The 12,331-nt window shown below is 46.2% G+C and carries 12 protein-coding genes; 5 read left to right on the top strand and 7 right to left on the bottom strand.

Annotated features, from left to right (window positions below; translation table 11 throughout):
• Nucleotides 1-139: 139 nt before the first annotated feature.
• The 5 genes from AC6I1H_RS10385 to AC6I1H_RS10365 all read left to right on the top strand — a co-directional run bounded on the left by AC6I1H_RS10385 (nt 140) and on the right by AC6I1H_RS10365 (nt 5,074).
• Nucleotides 140-592: a hypothetical protein gene (locus AC6I1H_RS10385; RefSeq protein WP_497737524.1), complete on the top strand. Its 453-nt coding sequence runs from the start codon at nt 140-142 to the stop codon at nt 590-592.
• A gap of 135 nt (nt 593-727) precedes the next feature.
• Nucleotides 728-1,468 carry a glycosyltransferase gene (locus tag AC6I1H_RS10380; RefSeq protein WP_497737523.1) on the top strand — a complete coding sequence of 247 codons (741 nt, stop codon included), beginning with the start codon at nt 728-730 and terminating at the stop codon, nt 1,466-1,468.
• A 52-nt stretch (nt 1,469-1,520) separates the two neighbouring features.
• Nucleotides 1,521-2,633 (top strand): glycosyltransferase family 4 protein, encoded by a 1,113-nt coding sequence (locus tag AC6I1H_RS10375; protein WP_497737522.1) that lies wholly within the window; start codon nt 1,521-1,523, stop codon nt 2,631-2,633.
• 90 nt (nt 2,634-2,723) lie between these two features.
• The gene (locus AC6I1H_RS10370; RefSeq protein WP_497737521.1) at nt 2,724-3,101 is read left to right on the top strand and encodes a DUF3794 domain-containing protein; all 378 of its coding nucleotides are present in this window, start codon (nt 2,724-2,726) and stop codon (nt 3,099-3,101) included.
• Between the two features lie 65 nt (nt 3,102-3,166).
• Nucleotides 3,167-5,074, top strand: a complete 1,908-nt coding sequence (locus AC6I1H_RS10365; protein WP_497737520.1) for a DUF3794 domain-containing protein — start codon at nt 3,167-3,169, stop codon at nt 5,072-5,074.
• Between the two features lie 59 nt (nt 5,075-5,133).
• Here AC6I1H_RS10365 and AC6I1H_RS10360 read toward each other — a convergent pair whose 3' ends face one another.
• From AC6I1H_RS10360 to yabG, 7 genes are all read right to left on the bottom strand, one after another.
• A complete protein-coding gene (locus AC6I1H_RS10360; RefSeq protein WP_497737519.1) occupies nt 5,134-6,822 on the bottom strand; it encodes a DUF3794 and LysM peptidoglycan-binding domain-containing protein in 1,689 nt (562 codons plus the stop codon).
• A gap of 70 nt (nt 6,823-6,892) precedes the next feature.
• A complete protein-coding gene (locus AC6I1H_RS10355; RefSeq protein WP_497737518.1) occupies nt 6,893-7,204 on the bottom strand; it encodes a hypothetical protein in 312 nt (103 codons plus the stop codon).
• A gap of 164 nt (nt 7,205-7,368) precedes the next feature.
• Nucleotides 7,369-8,088 (bottom strand): CAP domain-containing protein, encoded by a 720-nt coding sequence (locus tag AC6I1H_RS10350; RefSeq protein ID WP_497737517.1) that lies wholly within the window; start codon nt 8,086-8,088, stop codon nt 7,369-7,371.
• 308 nt (nt 8,089-8,396) lie between these two features.
• Nucleotides 8,397-9,401 (bottom strand): chymotrypsin family serine protease, encoded by a 1,005-nt coding sequence (locus AC6I1H_RS10345; RefSeq protein ID WP_497737516.1) that lies wholly within the window; start codon nt 9,399-9,401, stop codon nt 8,397-8,399.
• Between the two features lie 96 nt (nt 9,402-9,497).
• Nucleotides 9,498-9,773 (bottom strand): Veg family protein, encoded by a 276-nt coding sequence (locus tag AC6I1H_RS10340; RefSeq protein ID WP_497737515.1) that lies wholly within the window; start codon nt 9,771-9,773, stop codon nt 9,498-9,500.
• A 159-nt stretch (nt 9,774-9,932) separates the two neighbouring features.
• A complete protein-coding gene (gene spoIID, locus AC6I1H_RS10335) occupies nt 9,933-11,360 on the bottom strand; it encodes a stage II sporulation protein D (protein WP_497737514.1) in 1,428 nt (475 codons plus the stop codon).
• A gap of 20 nt (nt 11,361-11,380) precedes the next feature.
• Complete coding sequence (gene yabG, locus AC6I1H_RS10330) at nt 11,381-12,244, bottom strand: sporulation peptidase YabG (protein ID WP_497737513.1); 864 nt, start codon at nt 12,242-12,244, stop codon at nt 11,381-11,383.
• Nucleotides 12,245-12,331: the final 87 nt, after the last annotated feature.

Raw genomic sequence — 12,331 nt, 5'->3', positions numbered from 1 at the left:
CCATATAACATTATGAGATGAAAAATTTTTTTATGAAGGAAGGGCCAGTCTCAAAGGTGCTTAAAAAAACTTATTTGATAGGTCAAAAGTAACAAAATTAATTCGCCATGAATATTATTTAACCGGAGGTGATAGAGATATGGCTTTAACCTATACGGCCAGTTCCACCGGAAGCACCCTGCAAACCGCTAATGTGGCTATTGCAGTTTCTCCCGCCAGCGGCGTGCTCTCCGTCACGGCAATGATGCCCGGCGACAGTGCCACGGCGGTGATAAATGTCTCCAATACGGGCGATGTGGATGAATACTATTTTGTCAGCGCTGATTGGAAGGCATCCCCCGGAACTACAACAAGCCATGCGGCTCTGCTGGCAGACAATCTAAATGTAAGCGTTTCCGCAAGCCCCGGCGGCAGCATATATACCGGCAAGCTCAGCGGACTTATCGACAGGCCCGACAGCCCCGGACAGGCCCTGGCATTGACCACCGGCAATGAGGATGTGACCTTTACTTTCTACTTGCCCAGTACCGTCGGCAATGTAGTTGGAAATATAGATATGACCCTGGACTTCGTGTTTGTAGCAACATCCTAAAGAAAAGAAAGGCAATAGCGGGAAAACCCGGCGGCCTGGCTCTCCGGTTTTCCCGGCTATTGCTCTCTGTTATAAAAAATCCTTAATTCTAAATCCTCGGGCCCAAGGCCCGGAGTATTAAAAAGGAGATATACCATGATAGAAGAGAGCAACAATACCATAGTAGCCATGATGCCCGTAAGAAACGAGTCCATGCGGTATCTTAAGAGAGTGCTGGAACACCTGTCACAGTGGGTGGATAAAATAGTGGTCCTGGATGACTGCTCGGAAGATGATACCGTAAAGCTTGCTCGAAGTTTTGAAAAGGCTGTTGTTTATAAAAATGAGCGACCCCTTTTTGCCGAAGATGAATCGGCTCTCCGGTCAAGGCTGTGGGACCTGACGATTAGGGAAAATCCCGGATGGATTGCGGCCATCGATGCCGATGAGATTATGGAAGACAGGATCATCGATGAAGTGAGATTTTTGATAGATCAGGATTACTATGATGCCATATATTTCAGGGTGTTTGATTTCTGGGCGTCACAAACCCATTATAGGAAGGATGGAGGTTGGGACCCCTGGACCAAGTTCTGTCCTTTCATGGTTCGCTATAAACCCGGTATAAATTATTTCTGGCCCAGGAGAGAAATCCACGGCGGCCGGTTTCCAAGCCCCTGCGAAGGGTTTGCGCCGTATTATTCGGATATAAGATTGAAGCATTACGGCTGGGCCAATGAAAAGGAGCATTACAGCAAGTTTCTGTTTTACCGCCAGAAGGATTTGAAACTCTTCGGCAACATACGCCCTCACACCCAGAGTATCATGATATCCCCAAAGTCCGCTGACCTGGAGGAATGGAAGGAATCCCGAAGGCTTTACTTCTTAAAAGAATAATGATGCCTTTGCTTTTAAAATAGGATAATACGTTATCGGGAGAGAGTAAAAAATGGGAAAAAAAGTTGGAATTTTAACCACTAACTTTTTCAGCCCTGACGACACGAGGATGATATACGGGGGTACCGAGCGGTACGGCCTGGAACTTACAAGACTTTTGCTGGAAATGGGGTATGAAGTAAGCTGGTGGCAGATAGGAAGCGGCTGGAAAAAGGAAATCTTGCCTGGAGTTGTAATAAATACCATACCTGAAACCAGGAGTGAGTTTATGACCTTCCCCAATTTTAACCAGCATTTTTATGAACAAGCTATGGATGTGGATTATGCCATATATTTTGTTACCTTCCTGGCATATCCCCAGGTGCTGGAAAAGAGCATATCCATTTCCCATGGTGTGTTCTGGGATTATCCCGGATTTGACCATCAACTGCCTACTGAAGCTGAACGGAAGGAATGGCTCCGCAGGCTCCACATAGCCTTGGCTGGTCCCCAAAAGGTGGTTTCGGTGGATACCAATACCATAAATTGGATAAACGCCGCCTGGCCTGGGCTTTCGCACAAATTAGAATATATCCCCAACTTTGTGGATATCGATAGTTTTTCGCATAGAGTCGACCATCCCGGCAAGGTTAGAATAATATTCCCCCGGCGGCTTACGGCGGTAAGGGGTGTAAATGAAGCAGCCAGGGCGGCCAATGTGCTCACCAAAAAATACCCCGGAATGGTGGAATTTCATTTTGTAGGGAGAGGGCATTCGGACCAGCTGGAAGGTGAGGCTTTGAAGTGGGCCTCGGAAAAAGACGGCATATTTTACTACTGGCAGCCACCCCACATGATGCCCGAAATCTTCCGGCACATGGACATCGCTTTGATCCCCACAAAGGGCACCGAAGGCACTTCCCTTTCATGCCTGGAGGCCATGGCCGCCGGATGTGCTGTTATAACCACTCCTGTAGGAGGACTTACCGACCTCATAATAGACGGATTTAACGGCCTTCTCATAAAACCCACTCCTAATAACCTTATAGATGCTATTGAATACCTGATAAATGACGAAAAAGAAAGAAACAGGCTTTCACAAAATGCAAAACTCACCGCTGAAGCCTTCAGTGTCGACCGCTGGAAGCAAAAATGGAAGAAGGTCATATCAGAAGTTTTTGATTAGGTTGTGATGAAAGTGTTTACCTGTGTGGCAAAATGTACAAACAACTTCATAAGGGTTCCTGCCGTCTCCCCTGGCCCCCTGGAGGTAATTTTGCCCGTAGTTATTGCAAAAAAGGATCAATCCTTTCTCTTTTCAACGGTAAAGCCGCTGCCGGCTTTTCCTATAAGAATAAGAGATATAAAGCTCAATGTGAGACAGGTTAATTTTAATGTCATAGAAAACTTTGTGATATTTGATTTAGAAATTTCCCAGGATGTGGTTTATGTTGTAGATGGCAGGGTAACGGTGCAGGGATTTTCCGATGTCTTTTCCGGCGCCATGCCCGTCCCCGGAGCCCAGAAAGGTATGGAAGTTAGAGCTGATGTGGAAGTTGAAATTTTTTATAACAGCTCGGGCAGCAGCATTTTTGAGCAGGTGCTGGTAAATATGAGCCTTCAACTTATAGAATATCGGAATATTATATTATAATTCCCAGCGCCATTTTCGGTACATCTGAATAATATAAATTAACAGGGGTAAAAGGGGGGAATAAAATGTACGAATCAAAAACGATTCTCATAAGACAAATTCCTATTCTTGCTCGAAAAATTAAAAAGGTCACCGGAAAAATAATAAATCTTGACCATATTGTATTAAATGACAAGGTTATTGTTCAGGGTATGGTCCACAAACAGCTGTATTTTGTCGCCACCGATGACAAAACCTGCCACATGTCGGATAATATACCTTTTGCAGATTTGGTGGAAATACCCGGTGCAAGACCCGGCATGCAGGCTAGTGTCACTGCAGACATAGAGGAAACGACTGCCGGGCTTTCCCCTAAAGGCGACAGCGTCATTGTAAAGTTCGTGGTAAAAATAGGTGTCAATGTTGAAGACATTGTTAATATCGATGTCGTTTCAGGACCCTATGGGCCCATTCTGGCAGAAGCTGTGGTAGGCTCGGTGGCCCAGCAGGTGCTGGTAGAGGGAACCGCCACCCTGGAAAATGCCGCCGTAAAGGTGGCCGAAGTGCGGACTGAACCTGTGATACAGGGCACCGAGGTGATGGAAAACAAGGTGATAATTCAGGCAGTTCTGCATAATCAGGTGTTTTATGTAGGCGAGGATGACATCTCCCACTACCAGACAGTGGATATTCCCTTCAGCAGCTTTGTGGAAGTTCCTGGGGCCCTCCCGGGAGCAAAGGCTTATGTGGAGCCCCTGGTGATGGCAAGTGAAGCTACATTGACTGCACTTCAAGAACTTCAACTCAAATCGGTGATATTGATGAGTGTCACCGTAGTTTCCGAAACGATCACCGGCATAGCCGTGGCTGCTGCGGGCCCTTTATACAGAGTAAATGTGGTGATAGGGCAGCCAAAAGATTTTCAGCACCTGGTAGAATCCAGCATATCCCTGCAAAACTCCGCTTTAAAGGTAAGAGAAATACAAGCCGGCATTACCGGCCTCCATACGCTGATTATACGAGATAAGGTCATCATACAGGGAATATTGCACAGGCAAATATACTATGTGGGCACCGATAACATCAGTCATCATCAGGCTGAAGATGTTGCTTTCACCGCCTTTACAGATTATCCCGGAGCTCTACCGGGGCATATAATCAATATAGAGCCATATATCGAATACACCCACTTTGAATTTTTACCCACAGGAGAACTATATGTAAAAAATATAATCCGCTTCCGGTTGACAGTGCTGGAAATTCAAAATCTACATGCAGTCACTGGCACGGGCATTATGTTGCATCTGCCTCAAATAATAGGATCAAATACCGAACAGATCATGGTCACCGATAAGGAGCCCATTGTAATTCCCGGTAAACTCGTAGTCACAAAAACCCCTATTGTAATATCTGAAGAATTGTCAGGGACCCGGCAAACTCAGGTAAATCATACAGTAGATGTGTCCCCTCCGGCTGTAGCCTTAAGCGAGACCCACTGTGTCATCGAAAATGTAAGCGGCACACCCCTTGACGATGCTGTGATTGTTGACGGTGATATTAGATGTTTTATATCCTATGTGGGGAATGACGATGTGGTCTATCATGTGGAATTTAACGATAGATTTTCAGTCCTGGTCCCCCTGCCGGGTGTCAATCCCTCAGACACAGTAGAGGCCTCGGCAATGGTGGAACACATTGATACTGACATACTTCCGGGAGGCAACCAAATAAGGCAATTGATTACTATCAGGGCATTTGCTATGGTTTTAAGGGAAGAAACGGTATATGTGGTGACCGATGTAGAGGGCCCCGGCATCACCACCGAAAAACTGCTGGTACGTGTCAAGATACCCTCTGGCGAAATAGTGGAAATGTATGTGGTGATAGAAGTCTACGACTCAGGCCTTATTGTCACGAAGAGGACTCTCATGCTGGATGTAGTGGGTGAAGGCATAAGACCCGTGGATGTAGTGGTCGATATTATAAAAATATAAATTGGATTGACCAAAATAAAAATCCCGCCTTAAGCGGGATTTAATTGTTTTCAGCCGGTTTACATCATGCGGCGGGGTATTACCAACTGCTGGCCGGGCATGATGCTGTCAGGGTTTGCTATGTTGTTTGCCTTCACGATAGAGTCTACAGTAACATTGTATCTCTTGGCTATGTTCCAAAGGGTGTCGCCCCTTTGAACGATATAGATGGTCATGGAGGGCTTTTCTTCCTCTTTCTTTTCCTTTTCCTTTTTCTCCTCTTCTTTCTCCTCTTCTTCCTCTTCCTCAGGCTCTATGACGTTTTCCACCACTTCAAGCTGTATCATCTTGGTAACCTTGGCAGTCAAACCAATTACAATTCTGACTTCAAATTTTCTGTTGTCATTCGGGTCTGCTTTGGAAGTAACATGCTCCACATCAATATCGAAGTCCACAGTCATGTCTTCTCTGGCTCCGGGTATCTCCACGAAAGTGGTGAAGGGGATTTCATGTTCCATGAAGTGCAGCGGCTGCAGCGGAGCTCCGGGAGTACCCGTCACATCTGCCACGTAAAGGGTCTCCAGGGTAAGGCTGCCTTCCACAATTATCTTGTCATCTATAATATCATACTCTGTAACTTCATCTTTAGCCCTGGTCTTGAATATCTGTTCGATGGGGGGTTTCTCAGGGGGTACGCTCAATGTTTCCTTGACTACGATTTCATTTTCAGCTTCTCCGATGACCTGGTCAACCTTTATCAAAGTTTTTTCAATTTCCAGTTTTTCAGAAGGGCTGAATACATCTACCACTACATTGAGTATTTTTGTCTCGAAAACCTTCGCCCTCATCCTTAAAATGGCTTCTACCGTAACGGTCCTTGCATCCTTCCGGCGGCCTTTGATGTGCTCCACTCTTACCTTTACATATTTAGACATGTCTTCCCTGGCACCGGGAACTTCCACAAACTGGGTAAAGGGTACTGAGGCCTCCATGAAATGTACAGGCTGCTGCGGTTCGCCTTCCGGAACGGAAGCCACATACAGCACGCTTACATCCAATGTACCTTCGATAATGACCTTGTCATGAATAACTTTTGTATCAGTGTCCTGGACTTTTCCTTCTACTCTGACGATATCAAGGATATCAGGCTTTCCCTCGGGCACCGACACATCGCTTTTTACAATGGCCTGTTCTCTGCCTTCTCCCACTACATCGTCGATGCTCAGTGATTTCTTCAATACCTGCAGGTCCTCGGGGCCGGTGGCGTCAACCACTATTTCAAGTTTCTCCCTTTTGGTGACCTTCACGAAAAATTCCACTATAATCCTTACTTTCAGCTCTCTCGGCCTGTTGGGATCAAAACTGACCATGACAAAACGATCGTGATGATCATGATGATCGTGTTGGTCATGATGGTCATGTTCAATTTTGGCCTTCACTCTCACGTCCATGTCTTTCCTGGCTCCGGGGATCTTTACAAAAAAGCTGAAGTCCACGCTGCTTTCAACAAAGTGGACTGGTTGTGTGCCTTCCGGCACTGCCCCCACGTACATAACATTTACATCTAATTTTCCTTCTACTATAACCTTGTTTTCTATGATGTCGGTTTCAAGGCTCTCGGTGTCCAGAGTCGCATGCGCAGAAATGACCTGCTGTATATCCGGTTTTCCATTCGGCAATGTAATAGTCCCTTCCACTATGGTCTGAGTCTTGTCTTCCCCAATCACCTGATCGACCCTTACCATTTCTTTTGTGAGTTGTACGCCCATTTACATCCTCCTTTCTCCAAAAAAATGCATCCTTACTCTTATATAATATATGTGAAGCTTGCCAAATATGTTACATTTTTATTTCTTCGGCATGCGCGGGCGGCTGTTCCGTTTTTTCTTGGGCGTCTTTCGAAGCGTCATAAGGCTCACCGGTTTTTTCTCCGGATTCCGCATATTTTTCAGCAGGTTCAGGCTGCTTTTCCTCGGGAACCTGTGGCGGTTCTTCCGAAGGTATTTTATCATCCGTGTCTTGATGTTTTTTTCCAGGGTGCGGCTTTTCATCCGGGAATATTAACCGGTCTTCATTAAAAAGTTTCCTTAAAAAAAGATAGAAGATTACCAGGGCTATTCCTATAACAACAATAAAACCCAGGATATTCACGATACCCCTCCTTTTCATCATGTGTGAATCTTAATATTATAATATGAGGGGTTTGCCCGGGAAGTTCAGTAGACAATAAAAAAAGAGGCTTGTCGCCTCCTGACTTATCCACATTATTAACAGGTTATCAACAGGAAATTCACAAACTATGTTATTAAAGAAGACTATTTTGTTCCTATGAATGTCTGGGTGAACATTTTGCCGTAAGGTCCTCCATCGACGATACCGATACCCACATAATTATAATTCGGATTTAATATGTTTGCTCTGTGCCCCGGGCTTGCCATCAAAGCTTTGTGGGCTTCTTCCACGGTGGATGCGCCCGCCAGGTTCTCCCCCGCATATCTGTAGCTTATGCCGTTGGATTTTAAGGCATCAAAAGGAGTGCCGTATGTAGGCGATGTGTGGCCGAAATAATTTTTATCTATCATATCCTGGCTCTTTTTTCGTGAAATTTCTACCAATCTCATGTCGATTTTCAATGGTTCAACGCCGGCTTTTTTCCTTTCCTCATTTAACAGATCCAGCATCTTCTGTTCATCAGCCGTAAGCCCCTTGATGGAAGTCTGTTGTGCAGTTCCGACAGATTTTTCATCGGAAGAAAGAGCCGACTTTGAAGGCTGAGCGGCGGAAGTCGGCTTCTGGGCGGTTATCAGGCCTTCCCGGGAAGTTAGAACCCACTTGCCGTCTTTATAAACGAAAACATATCTGTAGGTTTTTGTTGAACCGAGATTTCCTCCGCTGTCAATGGGAACCTGAATTGTCTGGGTCTTGCCGTCGATGGTGAACGTGATATTGTAACTGGTGGCGGCGCCGGCGATGCCGGGTACGGTCAGGGCAAACGCCAGCAAAATTGCGACAAACTCTTTACGGAAAAAACGCATGGTCATTACCTCCCTGTTTTTAAACTGGTGGTTGCAGCCTGGAATGTTAGTATAATTATAACAATATCGACAAAATTCGACAAAGGGGTATTCGGAGGAAATGCCTTGATATAAAAGGCAGGTCCTTTTTTAAGGATAATCCCTGCCTTATTGCACAAATTTCTGCCATATAATTTAAAATAACACTTTCATGGTTAATTTATCCTTATAAACAACTTATATCTTTCAATACCTTGATAACAGTTTATATTTCTAGTTTATTAAAAATTGATTTTGGTGTAGAATCAAAATCAAAATTATCCTTTCAATTAAAAAGTGATTTTTAACAATTTCATCACATTTGCTATGGGGTTGATGATGGTGGCCTGATCGGAGCCTGCAAACAGGAGCCCTACGGCGTTCATGTTTTCATCCACCACAATGGACCCGCTGTCTCCGGGTTGAGCCATGGGGCCTGTGAGTATCTGTTCGTAAAAGGCTGCTTCCTCCGAAGGGCCCAGCATGACTTTGAGCATCACATCCAGGGCTTTTACGCTGCTTTCGGTTATGCCGCTGGTGCGCCCGCTCTTTTTTACCGTCATACCTATACGGGGTTCGACTGTACCCTTTATCCTACCCAGGTCGAATATATCCTGCGAAATGTATTCGGTCTTTACGGGTTTTGCGACCGCAGCGTCAATGAGATTACGGGAATGGCCGGTTTTCACCAGGTGGAGACGGTAATTGGGTTTCACCACTTTTAACACCATATTGGCGGCTCTCTCAATGCCTCTTGCTATAGGGCAGCGGTCTTCGCTACCGCTTTTTGAAATGGGCACAAACCGCTCCAGATTTGCTATTACATCGGACATGCTTCCCCCGTCGTATGTTCCCGGCTGCAAAATGGGGTCTCCTACGGCGGATTTACCGTCCCTGCCGTCGGTGGCGTTGGCCAGCACATGATTGTTGGAAAGAATCAGAGGTTCCCCGGTTTTCTCATCCTTTACCACAGCCCCGAAAGTGCCCGCCGTAACTTTGAAATGGCCGATGCTCATACCGGGCCGGGCGGGCCTCGCCTTTTCGGTCCGGGATGAAAGCAGGCGGATTTCGCCGACTTCAATCACATCGGTGGGCACTTCATTCAAAGCCTTCGGCACAACATGCTTTGACTTCAACTGTTCCTCGGGATATTTCTTTTTTACGAGCACCATTACGGCCGGCTTGTTTGTAGTCTTCCCCCGCACAATCTTGTATCCCATCCCGACACCCACCACATTGTCAAGGCTCAGAAGTTTTTTTTCATGCTGCCTCAGCAGTCTTGCGATTCTTTCCACTTAGTTTCCCCCTCTCCATATTAGCCATTACTATATATATATTTGAGAAGGGGAAAAATTGTGTAACAACAGGCAAAAAAAATAGCCCTTTCAGGACTATACGGAGCCGAATTTAATTTTTTGTTCTCCTTTGGAACATACGGTGAGCTCCACTGTTTCGGTCAATATATCCGAATAACTGTATGAAATGCGCCTCACAAAATCCGGTGACTCTGTCACCTTGACCACAAAAATATTCGGATACACCTTTTCCAGTATGCCTTCCTTTTCGAAGGTCTTTTTACGGCCACGGTTCGCTTTGAGTTTTACCTTCTTGCCCACATAGGATTCCACGCTCTTTCTGATCCTGCCCAGTGCATCTGCCGAAGCCATAACCTCACCTCACAAAAATACAAAATACGAAGTATATTATAACACTAACGAGGCTTTTTGTCAAATATTATATAATTTTAGCAAACCAAATGTTTTTTGTCAATCATCTGTATCGATTAAATAGGGGCCTCCCGACCGTAAGGCTCTGTTTTTTAACCATCATTCCTGGTAATATGACACTACGCCTTCGATTATTGCTGCGGCAGCCTTCTGCCTGAACTCGGGTTCCGAAAGCAGCCTTTCTTCTTCGGGATTGCTTAAAAACGCCACATTTACCAGAACCGAAGGATTGTTGGTTTCTCTCAGGACATACAGGTCCGCTTCTTTGGCTCCTAAATCACGGAGCATCAGCGCGGAAACCAGATTCCTTTGTATGTGTTCCGCAAGTCTTCTACCTTCCGCATCTCCCGGATAGTAGAAAGTTTCGGTTCCCCCAATCTTTTCATCGTTAAAAATATTCTGATGGATGCTGATAGTGAGATCGGGTTTGATATTATTGGAAAACTTAACTCTTTCCGCTAGGCTTTTGAACTCGTTCTTATCTCTAGTAAGATATACGGCGGCCCCCTCGTTTTCCAGGTTGTCTGCAAGAGTCCTGGCTATCTCAAGATTTACATATCCTTCGGAAAGTCCCATGGGGCCGGCGCTGCCGCTGTCGCCGCCGCGGCCCGGATCCAGGACTATGATTTTGCCTTTTAAAGGCTTCGACGATGTGGGTTTCTCTAGGGCTCTGATTTCAACGCCGGTAAAGTAAAATTTGAGTATTTCGTCCACCGGAAACCCCAGAAGCGCCATGCCCCTGGCACCATACTGGCACAGGCCCAGGCCGTGTCCCATGCCCATGACCTGGAAAGAGACGCTTGAGACTTTCCATGCAAAACGAGTGGACGGCAGGTTCAACAGGTTTATGACTTCATCGCCGTCGAAGAGCATATCGCCGATCTTCATGCTTTTTATCCGGCCTGCCGCAGTGCTGCTTATCCTGTGGATCAGCCCGGGAATTTCCTTTTTATCCACCTGATTGTCGTCGAAGTTGATGCCCAGCTTCCTTTTGAGTTCCCTTACCGAGAAAGTCCTGGTGGTCTTCCAGTATGGGGAATCCTTGCAGTATATGCACTCCACCCGGCGGAGGTAGCTTACCCTGTTTCCCCAAACATTTTCGGAATCTTCCGTATATCCGCCACAGACAGGGTGATATACGGCTTCTATTGGATTATCATTATACAGAAGCACCATTTCCCGGGTCTCATCCACTGCCTGCCGTATTTTCTGGGTATACTCTTCATAGCGGCTCTGCCAGAGCTTCTGCCGTTCTTCCTCGTCCAAAAAGCCCTGGCAGTGATTGGGATCGCCGCACACGTCAAAATCCTGCTGCCTCCTGCATCCGCTGCCCCCGAATATGCGCATGCGCTTTGCCGCCAATGTGCGGCAACAGATGGCCTGGGCCTTGAGAGCTTCCCTGGGGAATTCCGGGGGCATGCTAGCCGCCACGGCGCCCACCACATATTCTTCCAAGTCCAGTATGCGGGCTTCCTGTTTTTCGGAATTATAAAGTTTTATGCTTATTAACTCGGATTCCTGTGTCATGAAGACCACCACCCGATTTTTTATTCATATGGGGAACGGGGCAGACCCTCCCGGAACTTTCCGCGGGTCTCAACCCCTCCTATACCCTTGATTCCCGTTATTGTAGCGTCAATGACATCTTTGGCGGAAATGATTTTATTGATTGGAGTGTAAGCCACTTTCTCTATGATAAATACCGGATCAAGAGCATGTATGAACACGCGGTGAGGGGAACTCGCAAAGTTGGCCCCCGCGCGCAGGATACCTTCATAATGGGATTGGCACGCACCTGCGAATATCACAAGGTCATCCAGGGACGGTTCAAATCTTCTTGCAACTTTTACAGATTCTATGAAATATTTGGAATTCCTGTAACTCTCTATATCGTTGAAATTCCTGTTGTTCCTGACCAGGCCGTCGTGTCCGGTGATAACCAGAATGTCGGGGTTGTATTCCATCAAAAGCTGATGCAGCCTTTTATACTGTTCCTTTTCCGGAATGCACACACCATGGGCTACAATCCCGAGTTGTTTGTAAGTGGTCATACAAAGCTCCAGGTATTCCTCGTCACCGTCTAAATGAAGGACCGTCCCCGGAACATCAAAAAAACCGTTACCGTCGCTGACCTCGGCCCGGGAAAAACGTTTCTGCTTTTCCAGTTCTCTTCTATAAAAAATGCGCTCCATGGACTCGTTGCTCTTTTTTATATATTCCCTCTTGTAATCCCTGATCTCGGCAGAAGACGGCAGGACCAGGTCTTCTATGGGAGCATCCGCCAGGACCCTTACGTTCAGGCCTTTCAATGCCGCATATTTCCCATCCGGATGAATCTCCACCACCTTGAAGAAGATATCTCTGTCGTAAGACAGCCGGGTCACCACGTCGCCTATCTTGATCTCCGCCAAGTTTATCCCCCCTTTTCAAATTTTTCACAGCATCCGGCTTTATTACATAATATGAAAGTATCGGGGGGGATGTGAGCAACAGAATGA

It is taken from the genome of Biomaibacter sp. TOL (assembly GCF_059717795.1).
The sequence above is the reverse complement of the archived record's forward strand: the minus strand, read 5'-3'. Positions and strand labels throughout refer to the sequence as shown.